17 protein-coding genes are annotated in these 17,533 nt (G+C 69.2%); 6 read left to right on the top strand and 11 right to left on the bottom strand.

Annotation, left to right across the window (positions count from 1 at the left end):
- Positions 1-595 precede the first annotated feature (595 nt).
- The 6 genes from NS283_RS02745 to NS283_RS02720 form a co-directional block, all read right to left on the bottom strand.
- Positions 596-1,609 carry a LacI family DNA-binding transcriptional regulator gene (locus NS283_RS02745; protein ID WP_058595355.1) on the bottom strand — a complete coding sequence of 338 codons (1,014 nt, stop codon included), beginning with the start codon at positions 1,607-1,609 and terminating at the stop codon, positions 596-598.
- The gene (locus tag NS283_RS02740) at positions 1,602-3,134 is read right to left on the bottom strand and encodes a sugar ABC transporter ATP-binding protein (RefSeq protein ID WP_081317221.1); all 1,533 of its coding nucleotides are present in this window, start codon (positions 3,132-3,134) and stop codon (positions 1,602-1,604) included. Before NS283_RS02740 ends, NS283_RS02745 begins: the two co-directional genes overlap by 8 nt.
- Before the next feature lie 52 nt (positions 3,135-3,186).
- Positions 3,187-4,206: an ABC transporter permease subunit gene (locus NS283_RS02735; RefSeq protein WP_058595353.1), complete on the bottom strand. Its 1,020-nt coding sequence runs from the start codon at positions 4,204-4,206 to the stop codon at positions 3,187-3,189.
- Positions 4,206-5,249: an ABC transporter permease gene (locus NS283_RS02730; RefSeq protein ID WP_058595352.1), complete on the bottom strand. Its 1,044-nt coding sequence runs from the start codon at positions 5,247-5,249 to the stop codon at positions 4,206-4,208. The genes NS283_RS02735 and NS283_RS02730 overlap by 1 nt, the downstream gene beginning before the upstream one ends.
- Complete coding sequence (locus tag NS283_RS02725; RefSeq protein ID WP_058595351.1) at positions 5,246-6,847, bottom strand: sugar ABC transporter ATP-binding protein; 1,602 nt, start codon at positions 6,845-6,847, stop codon at positions 5,246-5,248. The genes NS283_RS02730 and NS283_RS02725 overlap by 4 nt, the downstream gene beginning before the upstream one ends.
- 74 nt (positions 6,848-6,921) lie before the next feature.
- Positions 6,922-7,905: an ABC transporter substrate-binding protein gene (locus NS283_RS02720; RefSeq protein ID WP_058595350.1), complete on the bottom strand. Its 984-nt coding sequence runs from the start codon at positions 7,903-7,905 to the stop codon at positions 6,922-6,924.
- 251 nt (positions 7,906-8,156) lie between these two features.
- On the opposite strand from NS283_RS02720, the gene NS283_RS02715 reads away from it, so the two are divergent.
- Positions 8,157-8,717, top strand: coding sequence for a flavin reductase family protein (locus tag NS283_RS02715; protein ID WP_058595349.1), 561 nt, complete (start codon positions 8,157-8,159; stop codon positions 8,715-8,717).
- Between the two features lie 143 nt (positions 8,718-8,860).
- On the opposite strand, the gene NS283_RS02710 is transcribed toward NS283_RS02715, so the two are convergent.
- Positions 8,861-9,844, bottom strand: coding sequence for a PDR/VanB family oxidoreductase (locus NS283_RS02710; RefSeq protein WP_058595348.1), 984 nt, complete (start codon positions 9,842-9,844; stop codon positions 8,861-8,863).
- A 1-nt stretch (position 9,845) separates the two neighbouring features.
- Complete coding sequence (locus tag NS283_RS02705; protein ID WP_058595347.1) at positions 9,846-10,955, bottom strand: aromatic ring-hydroxylating dioxygenase subunit alpha; 1,110 nt, start codon at positions 10,953-10,955, stop codon at positions 9,846-9,848.
- A gap of 92 nt (positions 10,956-11,047) precedes the next feature.
- Here NS283_RS02705 and NS283_RS02700 point away from each other — a divergent pair, with 92 nt between their 5' ends.
- Entirely contained in the window at positions 11,048-11,647 is a 600-nt protein-coding gene (locus tag NS283_RS02700; protein WP_058595346.1) for a PadR family transcriptional regulator, read from the top strand.
- A gap of 110 nt (positions 11,648-11,757) precedes the next feature.
- Here NS283_RS02700 and NS283_RS02695 read toward each other — a convergent pair whose 3' ends face one another.
- A complete protein-coding gene (locus tag NS283_RS02695; RefSeq protein ID WP_058595345.1) occupies positions 11,758-12,231 on the bottom strand; it encodes a MarR family winged helix-turn-helix transcriptional regulator in 474 nt (157 codons plus the stop codon).
- An 80-nt stretch (positions 12,232-12,311) separates the two neighbouring features.
- Between NS283_RS02695 and NS283_RS02690 the strand changes: the two genes are divergently transcribed.
- From NS283_RS02690 to NS283_RS02675, 4 genes are all read left to right on the top strand, one after another.
- Positions 12,312-13,241: an SDR family oxidoreductase gene (locus NS283_RS02690; RefSeq protein WP_058595344.1), complete on the top strand. Its 930-nt coding sequence runs from the start codon at positions 12,312-12,314 to the stop codon at positions 13,239-13,241.
- 5 nt (positions 13,242-13,246) lie between these two features.
- The gene (locus NS283_RS02685; RefSeq protein ID WP_058595343.1) at positions 13,247-14,149 is read left to right on the top strand and encodes an amidohydrolase family protein; all 903 of its coding nucleotides are present in this window, start codon (positions 13,247-13,249) and stop codon (positions 14,147-14,149) included.
- A complete protein-coding gene (locus NS283_RS02680) occupies positions 14,146-14,598 on the top strand; it encodes a MaoC family dehydratase (RefSeq protein WP_058595342.1) in 453 nt (150 codons plus the stop codon). The genes NS283_RS02685 and NS283_RS02680 overlap by 4 nt, the downstream gene beginning before the upstream one ends.
- Positions 14,599-14,668: 70 nt before the next feature.
- Positions 14,669-16,207, top strand: coding sequence for an acyl-CoA synthetase (locus NS283_RS02675; protein WP_058595341.1), 1,539 nt, complete (start codon positions 14,669-14,671; stop codon positions 16,205-16,207).
- 19 nt (positions 16,208-16,226) lie between these two features.
- Here NS283_RS02675 and NS283_RS02670 read toward each other — a convergent pair whose 3' ends face one another.
- Together NS283_RS02670 and NS283_RS02665 are read right to left on the bottom strand one after the other, a co-directional pair.
- On the bottom strand, positions 16,227-16,550 hold the full coding sequence (locus NS283_RS02670; RefSeq protein ID WP_058595340.1) for a hypothetical protein: 324 nt from the start codon (positions 16,548-16,550) through the stop codon (positions 16,227-16,229).
- A gap of 62 nt (positions 16,551-16,612) precedes the next feature.
- The gene (locus NS283_RS02665) at positions 16,613-17,533 is read right to left on the bottom strand and encodes a DUF808 domain-containing protein (RefSeq protein ID WP_058595339.1); all 921 of its coding nucleotides are present in this window, start codon (positions 17,531-17,533) and stop codon (positions 16,613-16,615) included.

Here is a 17,533-nt window from a genome sequence, read left to right as displayed (position 1 = left end):
CGCACAGAAACACGCTCTCCCCGCGTTTATGCGAGTGGATCGCGTTTATCCGCAGCGGGAGGGGGCGAAACGCTCCCGAAACCCGCCCCGGCAAGCGGCACCGCTTGCGGCCCGAACCATCCGACCGGCACGTGCCCCCGTGGAATCCGGGGCCGTCGCGAACCGCCCATAAACGCGATCCGCGCACAGAAACACGCTCCCCCCGCGTTTATGTGAGTGGATCGCGTTTATGCGGGGTCGGGGACGGCGCGAAACGCTCCCGAAGCCCGCCCCGGCAAGCGACACCATCCCGCGGCGCGGATCACCCGCCGGCGCGTAAACCCGTGGCATCCGGGGCCGTCGCCGAGGCCGCGAACCGCCCGTAAACGCCATCCACGCACAGAAACACGCTCTGCCCGCGTTTATGCGAGTGGATCGCGTTTATGCGGGGCAGAGACCCGCGCCCCACCGCGCGGAACGGCGGCCCGGCACGACGCGTGCGAAGGGTGACCCACCCCGCCGCGGGAACGGCGACCCGGCCCGACGCGCCGGCGCCGCGCCCCAGCGCGCGAGAGGCGCCGACGACCGCACGGCCAAGGCGCGCCGGCGCCGCGCCTCAGCGCGCCAGCGGCGCCGACGACCGCACGACGAGCCGCGTCGGCAGCGGCGTGCTCTCGGTCACCGTGTCGGGTTCTTCGACGAGTAGCAGCACCTTCTGCATGAGGATCTCGCCGAGAGCGGCGAAGTCCTGGCGCACGGTGGTGAGCGACGGGTAGACGAACGCGGCCTCGGGAACGTCGTCGAAGCCGACGACCCCGATGTCCTCGGGCACGCGCAGACCACGCTCGCGCAGCGCCGAGAGCACGCCGATGGCCATGTGGTCGTTGGCGACGAAGATGCCCTCGCCCGGCGACAGATCGGCTTCGGAGGCGATGCGGTAGCCGCTCGCCGCCGACCAGTCGCCGTGCACGGCCGGGGTCGATTGAGCGCGAGCGGCCGCGATCTCTTCGCGCCACCCGCGGATGCGCTCGACGGCGTCGGGGTTGCGGGCGGGACCGGCGATGTGGCGCACGGTGTCGTACCCCGCCTCGAGCAGGTGCCGGACGGCGCTGCGCGCCCCGCGGTACTGATCGATCGCCACGAGCCGCGGGTGGGGACGAGCGCTGGCCGCGGCCGCGACGATCGGGACGTCGATGTCGAGCGCCTGGACCGCCGCGAGCACTTCGGTGTCGACCACGACGAGGACGATGGCGTCCACCCGCTGCTTCAGCAGACCGTCGATGGCCGCGCGGACGGGGGCCACGTCGCTCTGCGGGGAGCTGATCGCGTCGACGTTGTAGCGCGCCGCTCGCGCGGCGAAGTTGAAGTTCGTCGCGATCGACGTGGGACCGTAGTCGACCGTGCCCGGGGTGACGAGGCCGATCGTGCGGGTGCGGCGGGTGACCAGGGCGCGAGCGGCGGGCGAGGGGCTGTAGCGCAGCTGGGCGATCGCCTGTTCGACGCGCGCTCGGGTGGCCGGCCGCACGTTCGGCATGTTGTTGAGCACGCGCGAGACCGTCTGATGCGACACACCGGCGAGACGCGCGACATCGAAGATGTTGGCGGTCCGTGAGGATTTGTCGTCAGGCACCGCTGCCCTCGTCTCCGCTCGTGTGGCCGGCCACGAGCGCGAGCAGCGCGTCGGAGGTGAGGTCGGCGGCGGGCACGATCTGCGCGAGCACGCCGTCGCGCATCACCGCGACCAGATGCGCGACGCGCAGCACCTCGTCGAGCTCGGCCGAGATGTAGACGATCGACAGGCCGTTGTCGCTCAGCTCGCCGACGAGCCGCTGGATCTCCGCCTTGGCCCCCACGTCGATGCCGCGCGTGGGTTCGTCGAGCACGATGAGGCGCGGCGACAACGCGAGCAGGCGCGCGAGGAGCACCTTCTGCTGATTGCCGCCCGACAGTGTCCGAACGGGCCGGTCGATATCGGCTGGCCGGATGTGGAGCGCCTCGACCCAGCTCATCGCCAGCTCTCGACGCCGCGCGGTGCTCAGCCTGTGAAAGATCCCGCGCTGCGCCTGCAGCGCCAACGTGATGTTGTCGAGAACGCTGAGGTCGCCGATGACGCCCTCGGTGCGTCGGTTCTCAGACGAGTAAGCGACACGACGACGGATCGCCTCGCGCGGCGAAGACAGGCGGACGGGCTCACCGTCGATGAGCAGCTCCCCGCCGTCGGGGCGGTCGACGCCGGTGAGGGAGCGCGCGAGCTCGCTCCGGCCGGATCCGAGAAGACCCGCGACCCCGATCACCTCTCCCTCGGCGATGTCAACGTCGGCTTCACGAAGACGGACCCCGGATGCCAGCCCCCGGGCACTCAACACCGACGGCCCCTCGGTGGTCTCGACCTCGCGTTGGCCGAGCGGGGCGAGGACGTCGGCGGTCGCGCCGAGCATCTTCTCGACGAGGTCGATGCGCAGCAGCTCGCGGGTCCCGTACTCGCCGACCAGGCGTCCTCCGCGAAGGACGGTGACCCGGTCGCAGATCTCGTACACCTGGTCGAGGAAGTGCGAGACGAAGACGATCGCGATGCCCTGCGCCTTGAGGTCGCGGATCACGCGGAACAGTTCGGCGACCTCATCGGCATCCAGGCTCGACGTCGGCTCATCGAGCACGAGCACCTTGACCTCGGTCGAGACCGCGCGCGCGATGGCGACGAGCTGCTGCACCGCGAGGGGGTGCGACGACAGGACGGAGGCCGGGTCGACGTCGACACCGAGCGAGGTCAGCGCCTCGACCGCCCGCTCGCGCATCGCGCGATGGTCAATGACGCCCCATCGTCGGGGCTCACGGCCGAGCGAGATGTTCTCGGCCACCGTGAGGTTCGGCAGCAGGTCGATCTCTTGGTAGACGGTGGAGATTCCGACCGCCTGTGCGTCGGCCGGGGAGGAGAACCGCACCTCGCGGCCGTCGAGCTCGATCACCCCGGAGTCGAGGCGGAGGGCTCCGGTGATCGCCTTGATCAGCGTGGACTTGCCGGCGCCGTTCTCGCCCATGAGCGAGTGCACCTCGCCGGGGAGGAGGCGGAAGTCCACGTCGGACAGCGCCGACTCGACGCCGAAACGCACCGTCGCTCCGCGCACCTCGAGGAGGGGCGGAGCGACGGTGGACATGGGGTCAATCATGCCCGCGCGAAGCGGTGATCGCTAACACGGCGCGGGAGCATCACCGGCTGAGCGCGGAGCGCGACACGATGATGCGCTGCACCACCACGAACAGCAGCAGCAGGGCGCCGACGGTGATGCGCGTCCACGACTGCTCGGCTCCGGAGAACGAGATGATCGTGCGGATCAGACCGTAGACGAACACGCCGATCATCGAGCCGAGGACGAAACCGCTGCCGCCGGTCAGGAGCGTGCCGCCGATGACGACCGCGGCGATCGTGTCGAGCTCGGTGCCCACGCCGTTCAGGGGGTATCCCGCACCGGAGTACGCCGTCAGCACGATGCCGGCGAGGCCTGCGCACACTCCGCTGATGACGTAGACCGACAGCTTCGTCCGCACGACCGGCAGACCCATGAGTCGTGCCGACTGCTCGTTGCCGCCGACCGCGTACACCGTGCGGCCGAAGCGCGTGTACCGGAGCACGAACGCTGCGATCGCGACGGTCAGGAGGGCGATGATGCCCGTCGGTGTGATGTACCAGCCCGCGAACGAGAATCGCGTGGACTGCAGCCACAGGATGCCGTCGTTCTCGACCTTGATCGACTCCAGGCTCACCACGAATGCGAGGCCGCGGGCGAGGAACATGCCGATCAACGAGGCGATGAACGGTTGCACGTCGAAGAACTGCACGAGCACACCGATCAGCAGCCCGATCGCGGCACCGATGAGCACCATCGCGGGGACGGCCACGGCCACGGGGACCCCGTCGCCGAGGAGCTTGGCGCACAGGATGCCGGTGAACGCCATGACCGCGCCGACCGACAGGTCGATCCCCCCGGTGAGGATGACGAAGGTCATACCCACGGCCAGAACGAGGAGGTACGCGTTGTCGAGCAGGATCGACGACATGATGCGCGGCAGCTGGAAGTTCGGGAAGTAGGCCATCGAGCCCGCGATCATGATGATCAGGATGGCCACGGCGGCGAACACCGGGACCCACGAGATGTGACGGCTGAGGAAGCGCCGGTACGCGCTCGTCGACGACGCGGCGCCGCGCTCCGGGGCGGTGAGAGTGGTCATCAGGACAGCACCTTTGCGTCAGGACGGCGGGTGAGCGGGCGGGCGGCGGAACGACCGGCCGCGTGGAAGAACGAGCGGAACCGCGGCGACTGCAGCAGCACCACGACGAGCACGGCCGCGGCCATGAACACGGGGCTGACCGCGGGCGGGACGCCCAGGAAGGTGATCGTGCTCTTGAGCGTCTGGATCGTGAACACGCCGACGACGGTGCCGGCGATGCTGAACTTTCCGCCCGCGAGCGAGGTGCCGCCGAGGACCACCGCGAGGATGGCATCCAGTTCGATGTAGAGCCCCGCGGCGTTCGCGTCGGCCGCCATGATGTTCGAGCTGTAGAGGATGCCGGCGATACCCGCGAGAGTGCCGCTGGCGATGTAGGCACCCCAGATGATGCCGCGCGAGCGGACGCCGGCGAGACGGCTCGCCTCGGGGTTGATACCGACCGCTTCGGTGAGCATGCCGAGAGCAGTACGACGCTCGAGGACCCCGACCACGATCACGGCGACGATCGAGACGTAGAAGGCGAAGGGCAGGCCCAGCACGTATCCCTGCGCCATGAACTGATACGGATCGCTGTTGATCGTGGTGATGAAGCCCTTGGTGATGAGCAGGGCGACCCCGCGGCCGGCGAGCATCAGCACGAGCGTGGCGATGATCGGTTGGATGCCGAGCACCGAGACCAGGAAACCGTTCCAGACGCCGAGCAACAGGGCGGTTCCCACCGCGGCGACGATCGCGATCATCACGACGCCGAGGTTCCCCGGTTCGGGGGACGCCTCGATGATCGTGAGCGCGACGGCGCCGGAGACCGCCATGATCGCGCCGACCGAGAGGTCGATACCGCGCGTGGCGATGACCAGCGTCATGCCGAGCGCGACGAGCATGAGCGGTGCGCTGTTGCGCAGGATGTCGATCAACGACCCGTACAACTGGCCGTTCTGCACCGTGATGCTGAGGAACGAGGGCCGCGAGATGGTGTTGACGGCGATCAGCGCGATGAGCGCCGCGATCGGCCAGACCAGGCGGTGCGTGAGGAACTTCTTCATGCGATCTTCTCCCGATCGGACGGCGATGTCTCGGGGGCGGTTGCGGGCGTGGTCGGCTCCGCCTGACCTTCGGCGATGTACGCCACGAGGCCGTCGAGATCGACGTCCTTGGTGGCCAGTTCGCCGATCTTACGACGGTCGCGGAGCACGGCCACGCGCTGGGCGAGGCGCAGGACCTCTTCGAGCTCCGACGAGATGAAGATGACCGACAGGCCCTTCTCGGCGAGCTCGGCGACCTTGCGCTGGATGTCGGCCTTGGCGCCGACGTCGATGCCGCGCGTCGGCTCATCGAGGATGAGCAGCTCCGGCGCGGTGGCGAGCCAGCGGGCGAGCAGCACCTTCTGCTGGTTGCCACCGGAGAGGTTGCGGATCAGGGCGTTCGGGTTGGCCGGGCGGACCCCGAGAGCGGTGATGTACTCGTCGACGATCGCCTGTTTCTCGGCGGCGCCGACACGACGGAGTGCGCCGCGACGGGCCTGCACACCGAGGATGATGTTCTCGGCCACCGTGAGGTCGCCGACGATGCCCTCGGCGCGACGGTCCTCCGACGAGAAGGCGATGCCGCGGTCGAGCGCGTGGCGGGGCGATCCGGTGCGCGCCGATGTGCCCGCCACCTCGATCGATCCGCCGTCGGTGCGGTCGGCCCCGGCGATGAGTCGCGCGAGCTCGGTACGGCCGGAGCCGAGGAGTCCCGCGAGCCCGACGACCTCGCCCCCAAAGACTTCGAGGTCGACGGGCTCGAGGGCGTTCTTGCGGCCGAGGCCGACGGCGCGCAGCACGGGGGTGCCGGAACGGTCGATGGGGCGCTCGGCGCTGGCGGAGATGGCATCCAACTCGCCGAGCTCGCGGCCGATCATCTTGGCGACGAGTTGTTCACGGCCGAGTTCTTCGACCGGGTACTCCCCCACCAGCGTGCCGTTGCGGAGCACGGTCAGGCGGTCGGAGATCTCGTAGATCTGGTCGAGGAAGTGCGAGACGAACAGGATCGCGACGCCGCGGTCGCGTAGGTCGCGCACGACGCCGAAGAGCTGCTCGACCTCGCCGCGGTCGAGGCTGGATGTCGGCTCGTCGAGCACGAGCACTTTCGTGTCGACGACCATGGCACGGCTGATGGCGACGAGTTGCTGGATCGCGATCGAGTGGCTCGCGAGGATCGACCGGGTGTCGATGCGCACACCGAGCTCGGAGAGATGACGCTCGGCGGCCGCGTGGGTCGCCTTCCAGTCGATCATGCCCGCGCGACGAACCTCTTGACCGAGCATGACGTTCTCGCCGACGGTGAGGTTCTGGCAGAGGTTGACCTCTTGATAGACGGTGGCGATGCCCGCCGCCTGCGCGTCGGCGGTGGCGCGGAAGAGCCGCTGCTCGCCATCGACGCGAATGGTGCCGGCATCGATGCCGTAGACACCGGTGAGGGCCTTGATGAGCGTGGACTTGCCGGCGCCGTTCTCGCCCATCAGGGAGTGGACTTCGCCGGGGTAGAGGGTGAAGTCGACCCCGTCGAGGGCCTTCACTCCGGGGAAGGAGATGCTGATTCCTCGCATCTCGACCACGGCGGCCCGCGGGCCGGGGGCCGCGGCAGCACGTTCGGATGTCATGCTCGATCGCTTTCTGGGGTACCGGGAGGGTGTGCGGGGCCGGTCACGGCCCCGCACACCCCGGGAGGGAGGGATCAGTACTTGCGGTCGGGCAGAGCGGCCTTGGCCTGCTCCTGGTCGAACGCCTGGTCCTCGACGATGTAGCTCTTGTCGACGGACTCGCCGGCCACGACCTTCTTGACGACCTCGGCGACCTTGTCACCGAGCAGCGGGTTGCACTCGACGATGTAGTTGAACTCGCCGTCGGCCAGAGCGGTCATCCCGTCCTTGACGGCGTCGATCGTCACGATCTTGATGTCGGTACCGGGCTTGAGACCGGCGGCCTTGATCGCGTCGAGGGCGCCGAGGCCCATGTCGTCGTTGTGCGCGAACAGCACGTTGATCGTGGAGCCGTACTTCTGCAGGAAGCCCTCCATCACCGTCTTGCCCTCGGCGCGGGTGAAGTTGCCCGTCTGCGAGTCGAGGACCTTGATGTCGGTGCCCTTGATGGCTTCGTCGAAGCCGGCGGCACGGTCGGTCGCGGCCGACGAACCCGTGGTGCCCTCGAGCACGACGAGGTTGGTGGGCGTCTTGCCGAAGTTGTCGGCGACCCACTTGCCCGCGGTCTCGCCCTCCTTCTTGAAGTCGAGGCCGACCCAGCTCGCGTACAGGTCCTCGGGAGCCGAGACCGTGCGGTCTTCGAGGATGACGGGGATGTTGGCATCCTTCGCCTCCTTCAGCACGTCGTCCCAGCCGTCGGTGACGATCGGCGCGAGCACGATCGCGTCGACGCCCTGGTTGATGAAGCTGCGGACCGCGGCGATCTGCGCCTCGGGCTTGTTGTCGGCCGCGTTGAAGATGAGGTTGAAGCCGTTCGCCTCGCTGAATGCCTCCTTCATCGACTCGGTGTTGGCGCTGCGCCACCCGCTCTCGGAGCCGGTCTGCGCGAAGCCGACGGTGATGACCTTGTCGTCGCCGCCCCCGCCGCCGGCGGTGTTGCCCCCACCGGCGCAGCCGGCCGTGGTCAGAGCGATCGCGCCCACCAGAGCGAACCCGGCAAGAATGTTCTTCGCCTTCATGTTGAAACCTCCTCGTTTCGCCGGCACCGCTGCCGGTTCATGTGATGCAGCCCCCTCGGGTGGGCTGACTCGTGAATGTTAGCGCTCACACAATCAGCTGTGTCAAGAAATATCCGCAGCTCAATCATCACAAATTGATAAATGTGAAGCTTCACACGCCATGACTCAGGACCGCGGTGGACCGCGCGAAGCGTGTCGCCGTGTTGCACGCGACGACGCCGAGGCACGCGGAAGCGCCTACCGTTTGAGGTATGACTTCCCTTCCGCATGCAGCCCCCGAGAGCACCCCGGCCATCGGCACCTCGGTCTCGGCGGACGACTTCAAGCGCGCGTTCCGCGGGCACCCGGGCGGCATCGCCGTCATCACCGCCTACGGCGAGAACGGGCCCGTCGCGCTGACAGCGTCGTCGGTGTCGTCGGTGAGCGCCGACCCGCCGCTGCTGATCTTCTCGGTGTCGGCGCTGTCGTCGGCGACCCCGACGATCGTCGCGGCCGACACGATCGTCGTGCACCTGCTCGACGCCGAAGACATCGGTCTCGCACGCACCGCATCGACCAGCGGCCTCGATCGCTTCGCCGACACGTCGACGTGGTCGCGTCTTCCCACCGGCGAGCCCGTCTACCACGGCGTGCGCGCCTGGCTGCGGTGCAAGATCGTCAGCCGAATGGATGCCGGCGGCTCGACCGTGATCGCCGCACAGGCCCTGCAGGTCGACGTCGAGCGCGACCTCGAGCCCGGCGAGCCGGGCGCCGCGCTGGTCTACCACAACCGCACCTGGCACCGCCTCGGCGAGCACTCGCGGCTCGACTGACCCCGGCTCCGCGCTCCGCCGCGGCACGCGCCGCCGCGGCACGCGCCCGCGAGACTGCATACAGCTGACATCTCCGCTGCACGCTGCAATGGAGATGTCAGCAGCGTGCAGTCTCACCCCGGCATCGCGGGAGAGCGACCCCGTCAGCTCGTGACGATCTCCACCACCGCGTCGCGACCCGCGGTGGCCACCACGCGCGAGACGCAGCAGCACATCTTCGAGCGCGCGTCCTTCTGACGCTCGCTGTAGAACACGTCGCGGTGGTCGATGTCGCCCTCGAGGCCCAGCACCCGCACCTCGCACAGGCCGCACTCGCCCTTGCGGCAGTCCCACATCATGTCGGCCCCGGCGGCCTCGAGAGCCTCGAGCATCGACTGGTTCGGGCGCACCCGCGCCTCGATGCCGGTCGCCGGGATGCGCACAGTGAACTCCTGCGCGTCGAACCATCCGCTGTTGCCGAACGTCTCCATGCGGAGGTCCGCGATGGGGCGGTTCTGCCTCATCCACTCCCGACGGATGGCATCCATCAGTCGGATGGGACCACAGACGTAGACCTCGGTGCCGGGGTCGATGCCGGCGACCAGGTCGGGGATCGACAGAGAGGTCGCTTCGTCCCGCACGTGCAGGCTCAGACGATCGCCGTGCGTGTCGCGCAGTTCGTCGACGTACGCCATGAGCGGGCGGCTGCGACCGGCGTAGAGCAGACGGTAGTCGGCTCCGCGAGAGCGAAGGCTCGCCGCCATGCCCACCATCGCGGTGACGCCGACCCCTCCGGCGATGAGCACGTAGCGGTCCGCTCCGGGCCGCAGCGGGAAGTCGTTCAGTGGTTGCGTGAGTTCCAGTCGGTCGCCCGGCGCGAGGGCGTTCATGACGGCAGCGCCGCCGCGGCTCACCGGCGAGGTGTAGACGCTGAGCGCGATGCGGCGGCCGCCGTCGGCGGCATCCACGATCGAGTACGACCGTCGATCCCGCTCGCCCGCGATCGTCAGGCGCACGTCGATGTGCGCACCGGGGGCGACCGGCGCCGGATCGTCCACGTCGATCTCGATGCGGCGGATCTCGGGCGTCAACGGCCTGGATGCCACGACCGTGCCGCCCTGCCAGACCTCCGTGCGTGAGACCGCCACGTCAGCGCACCAGCTGAGCGCCGCGGCGCGGGGCGGGCGCGTGGTCGCGGCCCTCGGCGAGCAGCATCCGCTCGAGGATGCGGCGCACCCACATGCCGCCCGCGTCGATGTTCAGGCTGTAGAACTCGTAGTCGGGGTTGGCGTCGATCGCGGCCTGCTGAGCGGCGAGCATCGCCTCGTCCTCACCGAAGACGCCGTGCACGCCGTCGCGCAGCTGGGTGGTGATGAGCTGGCTGTCGAGACGGTAGTTGCGCTGGAACGACCAGAAGTAGTGGCTCGAGCGCGCGGTCTCGGGGGTGATCGTGTTCATCACGTAGCCGTTGACGCCCTGCGAGCGGTCGCCCTCGGGCGCCCCGGTGCCCGCCTTGGCGACACCGACGTCGATGCAGATCGTCGACGGTGCTTCGAAGTGGATGATCTGCCAGCGGTCGACGCGGCCCGAGAAGCCGGGGAACTTGTCGCGCATGTTCTTCAGCCAGAACGGCGGCGCCTCGATGTCGTGCATCCACCGCTCGACGGTGACGGTGGTATCGGTGTGGCTCGTGACGAACTCGCTCTCGCTGAGCTCCTTCTGGCCGATGCTGCTGGAGTGCACGAATTCCTCGTGCGTGAGGTCCATCAGGTTGTCGAGGATGAGCTGGTAGTTGCACGGAGCGTGGATCGTCAGGCCGTCGCCGGTCCACGCGGCATCCGTCATCTGGTGCATGTCGGGGATGAGCGCGGGATCGGCGAGAGCGGGGTCGCCCACCCATACCCACACGTAGCGGTACCGGTCGACGACGGGGAACGAGGGGACGAGGGCGCTCGGGTTGATCGTCTCTTGCGCGGGCATGCTCGTGCAGCGTCCGCGAGCGTCGTAGGTGATGCCGTGGTAGGGACAGCGGATGTCTTCCGGGCCGACCAGCGCCCCCTGTGACAGCGGCGCGAGGCGGTGCCAGCAGGCGTCGGCGAGCGCGACCGCGCGGCCGTCCTCGGTGCGGTAGAGAGCGAGAGGACGACCCGCGACGGTCCGGGCGAGGATCTTCTTGCGCCCGACCTCGTGGTCCCACGCGGCGACGTACCAGGCGTTGCGCGGGTGATCGAGCAGTTTCGCGGTCACTGTCTCCTGCATGGTGCACTCCCTTGTCCACTCACTATCAAGATAGTTATAGCGGAGAAGATACGGTGGAAGCTCGGCATCCGCAAGCGCGAAGGAGGCGGCCGATGAGCCTGCGCTACGCCCTCCTGGCCCTGCTGACCGCCCAGCCCATGACCGGATACGACCTCGCGAAGGCCTTCCACGTGTCGGTCGGGCACGTCTGGCACGCCCCCGACTCGCAGATCTATCCCGAGCTCAAGCGCATGGTCCGCGACGGCTTGCTGGTCGACGAGTCGGTGCCGTGGGGCGAGAAGTCGACGAAGACGCGGTACTCCGTCACCGACGAGGGCGTCGCCGCGTTCCGCGCGTGGATGCGCGAGGCGATCGACTACCCGAACGAACGCGATCCGGCGCACCTGCGTGCGGCCTACTTCGAGTGGACCGAGCCCGAGGTCGCGCGACGCCATCTGCAGGAGCACATCGCACAGTACGAGCTGCGCCGCACCCAGTGGCAGGCGCAGCTGGACGCTATCCACCGACGCACGCACCCGATCGTGGAGCGTCGCCTCGCGAGCGACACCGAGCACGACCACGACGCGATCGTGGCTTTCAAGGTGTTCACGTACGAGGGTTTCCTCGACCGCGCGGAGGGCGAGATCGCCTGGGCGCGGCACGGGCTGGAGCTGCTGGAGCGGCTGAACCCGGGGCGCGAAGCCGGGGCCTGAGCCGGGGGGCTGATCCGGGGCCCGAGCCGCGGGCGTGAACCCGGGGCCTGAACCGGGGCGCGAGCCTCGGGGCGAGAGTCCCGGGCACGTGAGCCGGGAGCGGGCGCCCCTCAGCCCTCGGCCGGGAACGCCGCCGCTCGCAGCAGCCGCGCCAGCTCCGCCCGATCGGCACGAGAGAGCGCCGCGTGCGCGCGCCGCTCCCCCGCCTCGACGTCGACGAGCGCACGACGGTAGAGCGCCCGCCCTTCGAGGGTCGCGGCCACGACGTTCGCGCGGCGATCGCGCGGGTCGGGCTCCCGCGTGACGAGCCCGCGCCGCGCGAGATCGTCGATCAGGGCCACCACCTGGCTCGGGTCGAGCCGCAGGAACGCCGCGAGCTCGCGCTGCGAGGGCCGCCCGCCGGTGACGGCGAGGGCGAGCACCGAGTACGACCGCACCTTCAGCCCGTGCGCCGCGAGCGCCTCGTTGCCCGCCGCCTGCGACATCGCCGCGGCACGCGCGAGCAGGAAGCCGAGGTCGTCCGCGAGAGGAGCGTGCTCCAGCCGCGACGCCTCGCCGGCACCGTCGTCGGCCGCGGGAGTCATGAAAACAGTGTAGCGAGATTCAATCATTGACATTTTCAACGAATCGATGCCACGATGGCGACGACACGAAGGAGTTCACCATGTCGCTCACCGGCAAAGTCGCCATCGTCACGGGTTCGGGCCGCGGCCTCGGCCTCGCCTACGCCCAGGAGCTCGCCCGACAGGGGGCCGCGGTCGTCATCAACGACGTGGATGCCGCCACCGCCGACGCCGCGGTGAAGACCATCGTCGACGCGGGCGGACGCGCCGTCGCCGTCGCCGCCCCGGTCGGCCCAACCGAGACCGCCGATGCCCTCGTCGCGGCCGCGGTGGAGAACTTCGGACGCCTCGACATCCTCGTGACCAACGCCGGCGTCCTGCGCGACACGGTCCTCTGGAAGATGAGCGACGACGACTTCGACACCGTGATCGGCGTGCACCTGCGGGGAACGTTCACCACGGTCCGTGCCGCGGCCACCTACATGCGCCAGAACGAGATCCCCGGGCGGATCATCTGCATCGGCTCGCCCACGGGCCAGCGCGGCAACTTCGGCCAGACCAACTACGCCGCCGCCAAGGCCGGCATCGTCGGAATGGTGCGCACCTGGGCGCTCGAGCTCAAGAAGGCCGGCATCACCGCGAATGCCGTGATCCCCGTCGCCGCCACCGCGATGACCGCGACGGTCCCCTACTTCGCCGCCGCCGTCGAGGCCGACGCTGCCGGCGAGCCCATGCCCGCGTTCTTCCGGCACGACCTCGGCTTCGGCACCTCCGACGACGTCGCCGGTCTCGTCGCCTATCTCGCCTCCGACGCCGCCGCCGGCGTGACGGGCCAGGCCATCGGCATCGGCGGCGACCGTCTCCAGCTGTGGTCGCACCCCGAGCCCGTCGCGACGGCGTACCGCGAGGGCGGATGGACGTTCGAGGCGCTGCACGAGGGCTTCGCCGACGCCGTCGGCGAGCTGCAGAGCGTCGGGGAGCGCTTCCCCGCTCTGCCGGCCGACCTGCAGCGCCCCGCTCCGACCGTCTGACCGCGATGACCCGCTACGAATCCGCGATCGACGTCGCGGCGCTGACGGCTATCGACGTGCACGTGCATGTCGAGATCGACGGGCACGGCCATGCCTCACTGCCCGACGATCTGGCGGCAGCTGCGAGTCGCTACTTCGCCGTGGACGCCGCACGACCCGACCTCGACAGCATCGCGGAGTACTACCGCGAGCGGTCGATGGCCGCGGTCGTCTTCACGGTGGATGCCGAGAGCCACCTCGATCACCCCCCTCTCTCCAGCGCGGACATCGCCACGGGGGCCGCGCGCCACAACGACGTCCTGATCCCCTTCGGCTCCGTCGACCCGAACCGCGTCGACGCGGTCGACCGAGCGCGCCGACTCATCGAGGACTCCGGGGTCCGCGGGTTCAAGTTCCACCCCACCGTGCAGAACTTCGACCCGAGCGACGAGCGCCACTACCCGCTCTACGAGCTGCTGCAGGCGGCGGGCGTGGTCGCGCTCTTCCACACGGGCCAGACCGGGATCGGGGCGGGCATGAAGGGCGGGCGGGGCCTGCGCCTCGGCCTGTCGAACCCGATGCTGCTCGACGCGGTCGCGGCCGACTTCGGCGACCTGCAGATCATCATGGCCCACCCCTCGGTGCCCTGGCAGGACGAGGCGATCTCGGTCGCCACGCACAAGCACAACACGTGGATCGACCTGTCGGGCTGGAGCCCGAAGTACTTCCCCGAGCAGCTCGTGCGAGCCGCCAACTCCTTCCTGAAGAGCCGCATCCTGTTCGGCTCGGACTTCCCCCTGCTCACCCCCGACCGCTGGATGCGCGACGTCGAGCAGACTGCCCTGAAAGCCGAGGTGATGCCGGGGATCCTCAAGGACAACGCCGCGCGCCTCCTCGGTCTCTCGACCCCCTCCAAGGAGAACGCATGACCACCACCATCGCCTACGACGACATCGCGGGCCTCGCCGGCACCGACCTCGGCTGGTCGGACTGGCTCGAGATCACGCAGGACCGCGTCGACCTCTTCGCCGACGCGACCGATGACCACCAGTGGATCCACACCGATCCCGAGCGCGCGAAGGACGGCCCCTTCGGCGGCGCGATCGCCCACGGGTTCCTCAGCCTGTCGCTCGCCGTGAAGTTCTGGACCGAGCTGCTGGACGTCACGGGCGTGACCACCAAGGTGAACTACGGCCTCGACAAGGTCCGCTTCATCTCGCCGGTGAAGGTCGGCGCCCGCGTTCGCATGAACGCCGTCGTCGCCGAGATCACCGAGATCGCCGGCGGCTACCAGCTCGCCGTCGACCAGACGATCGAGATCGAGGGCGGCAGCAAGCCCGCCGTCGTCGCACGCGGCCTCTACCGCTTCTACGCGTGAGCCGCGCGGGGCCCGCCACGCGCGGGCCCCGACCCCTTCGCGAAATCCGCACTCGAAGAAGAGACCGCGCATGAGAACCCAAGGACTCGGAGCCTGGCTCCCCCGCCGCCGGCTGCGATCACCCGAGAAGACCGCCGTGGTGTTCGGCGAGAACCAGCGACTGACCTACCGGCAGCTCGCGGACCGCGCCGAGGCGGTGTCCGCCGTCCTGGTCGAGGAGGGCGTCGGCACCGGTGACACCGTCGCCTACCTCGGCGAGAACAGCCCCGATTTCCTCGTCACACTGTTCGGCGCGGTGCGCATGGGCGCCGTCTTCGTCCCGGTCAACACCCGCCTGGCGGGGCCCGAGATCGCCCACGTCCTCACCGACAGCCGCGCCCGCGTGCTCATCCACGACGCCGTGTTCGACGACCGTCTCGACGCGATCGAGAGCGGTCTCGCGAGTCCGCCACGACGCATCCGCACGGGAGCGTCCGGCCGCAACGGCGAAGCGGGCTTCGATCGGAGAATGGATGCCGCCGGCCCCGCGCCCGCTCTCGTGATCGCCGAACCGGACGCCCCCGCCGCCGTCGTCTACACCTCGGGCACGACAGGTCGGCCCAAGGGCGCGGTGCTCACGCACGAGAACCTGACCGCGGTGGCCGTGAACACGATCATCGACTACGACGTCGTCTCGGACGATGTGGCGCTCATGATCTCGCCGCTCTTCCATGTCGCCTCTCTCGGCATGGGCGCACTCCCCGTCGTCCTCAAGGGCGGGACCCTCGTCCTCGAGAAGGGGTTCGAGGCCGGCCGCGCGCTCGACCTCGTCGAGCAGCACCGCGTGACCATGATCTCCGGGGTCCCCACGACCTTCCAGCTCATGGCCGACCACCCCTCCTGGGCGAGCACCGACATCTCGAGCCTGCACACCCTCACCTGCGGCGGATCCGCCGTCCCCGACCGCATCCTGCGGGCGTGGGAAGAGCGCGGACTGTCGTTCTCGCAGGGGTACGGCATGACCGAGACCTCGCCCGGGGCGACCTCGCTCGCTCCGCACATGACGCGGGCAAAGCAGGGCAGTGTCGGTCTCCCGCACTTCTTCACCGAGGTGCGCGTCGTCGACGACGAGGGGCGCCCCGTCCCCGCCGGCACCGTGGGAGAGATCCACGTCACGGGACCGAACGTCTTCGCCGGCTACCTCGGTCTCAACGAAGCGACGCGCGCGGCGAAGACGGACGACGGGTGGTTCCGCTCCGGCGACCTCGGGTACCTCGACGCCGACGGCTACCTCTACATCTGCGGACGATCGAAGGACATGATCATCTCCGGCGGCGAGAACATCTACCCGGCCGAGGTCGAAGCCCTCATCGCCGACATACCCGGAGTCACGGGCGTCGCCGTCATCGGCATCCCGGACGACCGGTGGGGAGAGGTTCCGTTGGCGGTATTGACCGTGAGCCAGGGGACGACGGTCGACACGGCCGCCGTGCGCGCACACCTCGACGGGCAGGTGGCGCGGTACAAGCTGCCCAAGGATGTCGTCGTCGTCGAGGCGCTTCCCCGCACGGCCTCCGGGAAGATCGTCAAGGCTGAGCTGCGCGAGCGCTTCGGAGCTTCGCCGATCTGAACCCTCCGCATCGATCAGCTCACAGGGACAAGAGCCCGAGCACGAGCGTGATCGCACCGAGGACGAGGCTGACCCGGCGGACGCCGCGATCCTGCCCTTCGTTTCCGACGAGCAGGGATGCTGAGAACAGCAGCGCCGCCAGAGACAACAGCACGACGCCGGTCGAGACACTCGCAGCCTCCGCGAGGGCGCCGAGAGCGTCGGCGGGTGGGAAGCGCAGAAGAAGGACAGCGAGCGCCACGGCGACGACGAGCCACGCGACGACCAGGGCGGCACGTCGAGCGGCGGGGCTCGGGGGCGTCACGCTCAGTCGGTCGGAGCCGGGGGCCAGTCGGTCGGTCATACGGCCCCACGCTATGTCGCGCGCCACGGCCGTTCAAGGGCCTCCCCGCTCGGCGACGGAGGTCAGCCGTCGACGTGCGAGGGAGCGGGGGCGCTCTCGTCGGAGTGCCCCCCGCGCTTCGTGAGGCGCGTGATGCCGGTGATGACGGCGACGATGACGAGCCCGATCGCCAGGCCGAACACCGCGGACATCGCCGTCTCGACGATCCAGACGATCACGGGTCCCGCGGCCTCGATCGCGTGCGTCACGACGTGCACGAGGTCGTACGGCCCCGCCCACAGCGTCTCGGCGAGGTTCTGGAGCAGAAGGTGTCCACCGACCCAGAGCATCGCGACGGTGCCGACGATGCTGATGACCCGGAACACCGCGGGCATGGATGCCACGACCCGCACGCCGAAGCGGCGGACCCCGCGCGAGGGGCTTTTCATGAACCGCAGGCCGATGTCATCGATCTTCACCAGCAACGCGACGGCACCGTAGACCACGACCGTCATGGCGAGACCGATGATGAGGAGGGCGCCCAACGTCATCCAGATCCCGAAGTCGGGGTCGAGACTCGACAGCGCGATAAGCATGATCTCGGTGCTGAGGATGAGGTCGGTACGGACGGCGCCGAGCACGAGCTTCTTCTCGTCGCGCGGGCCGTCGTCGCCGTGCTCTCCGTGGCTGACGCCAAACCACTCGAGCACCTTTTCGGCGCCTTCGAAACAGAGGAAGGCGCCACCGACGATGAGGAGGTACGGCAGCACCATCGGAGCGAAGGCTTCGAGCAGCAGCGCGATCGGGATGATGATGATGTACTTGTTGATGATGCTGCCGAGCGCGATCTTCCACACCACCGGCAGCTCGCGCGCGGGAGTGAGCCCCTGCACGTACTGCGGTGTGACGGCGGCGTCGTCGATGACGACGCCCGCGGTCTTCGCGCTCGCCTTCATGGCGGCACTGAGGATGTCATCGACGACGGCGAGCAGACCGACAGACAT

This window comes from Microbacterium testaceum (assembly GCF_001476285.1).
Taxonomy (GTDB): domain Bacteria; phylum Actinomycetota; class Actinomycetes; order Actinomycetales; family Microbacteriaceae; genus Microbacterium; species Microbacterium testaceum_B.
Note: the sequence above shows the minus strand (reverse complement) of the source record. Positions and strands in the feature narration are given on the sequence as shown.

Bases quoted from the DNA above. Each gene is read 5' to 3' on its own strand.
- NS283_RS02740 (WP_081317221.1), bottom strand. From the start codon at position 3,134: ATGTCCACCGTCGCTCCGCCCCTCCTCGAGGTGCGCGGAGCGACGGTG.
- NS283_RS02735 (WP_058595353.1), bottom strand. From the start codon at position 4,206: ATGACCACTCTCACCGCCCCGGAGCGCGGCGCCGCGTCGTCGACGAGC.
- NS283_RS02730 (WP_058595352.1), bottom strand. From the start codon at position 5,249: ATGAAGAAGTTCCTCACGCACCGCCTGGTCTGGCCGATCGCGGCGCTC.
- NS283_RS02725 (WP_058595351.1), bottom strand. From the start codon at position 6,847: ATGACATCCGAACGTGCTGCCGCGGCCCCCGGCCCGCGGGCCGCCGTG.
- NS283_RS02720 (WP_058595350.1), bottom strand. From the start codon at position 7,905: ATGAAGGCGAAGAACATTCTTGCCGGGTTCGCTCTGGTGGGCGCGATC.
- NS283_RS02715 (WP_058595349.1), top strand. From the start codon at position 8,157: ATGACTTCCCTTCCGCATGCAGCCCCCGAGAGCACCCCGGCCATCGGC.
- NS283_RS02705 (WP_058595347.1), bottom strand. From the start codon at position 10,955: ATGCAGGAGACAGTGACCGCGAAACTGCTCGATCACCCGCGCAACGCC.
- NS283_RS02700 (WP_058595346.1), top strand. From the start codon at position 11,048: ATGAGCCTGCGCTACGCCCTCCTGGCCCTGCTGACCGCCCAGCCCATG.
- NS283_RS02695 (WP_058595345.1), bottom strand. From the start codon at position 12,231: ATGACTCCCGCGGCCGACGACGGTGCCGGCGAGGCGTCGCGGCTGGAG.
- NS283_RS02690 (WP_058595344.1), top strand. From the start codon at position 12,312: ATGTCGCTCACCGGCAAAGTCGCCATCGTCACGGGTTCGGGCCGCGGC.
- NS283_RS02685 (WP_058595343.1), top strand. From the start codon at position 13,247: ATGACCCGCTACGAATCCGCGATCGACGTCGCGGCGCTGACGGCTATC.
- NS283_RS02680 (WP_058595342.1), top strand. From the start codon at position 14,146: ATGACCACCACCATCGCCTACGACGACATCGCGGGCCTCGCCGGCACC.
- NS283_RS02675 (WP_058595341.1), top strand. From the start codon at position 14,669: ATGAGAACCCAAGGACTCGGAGCCTGGCTCCCCCGCCGCCGGCTGCGA.
- NS283_RS02670 (WP_058595340.1), bottom strand. From the start codon at position 16,550: ATGACCGACCGACTGGCCCCCGGCTCCGACCGACTGAGCGTGACGCCC.
- NS283_RS02665 (WP_058595339.1), bottom strand. From the start codon at position 17,533: ATGTCTGTCGGTCTGCTCGCCGTCGTCGATGACATCCTCAGTGCCGCC.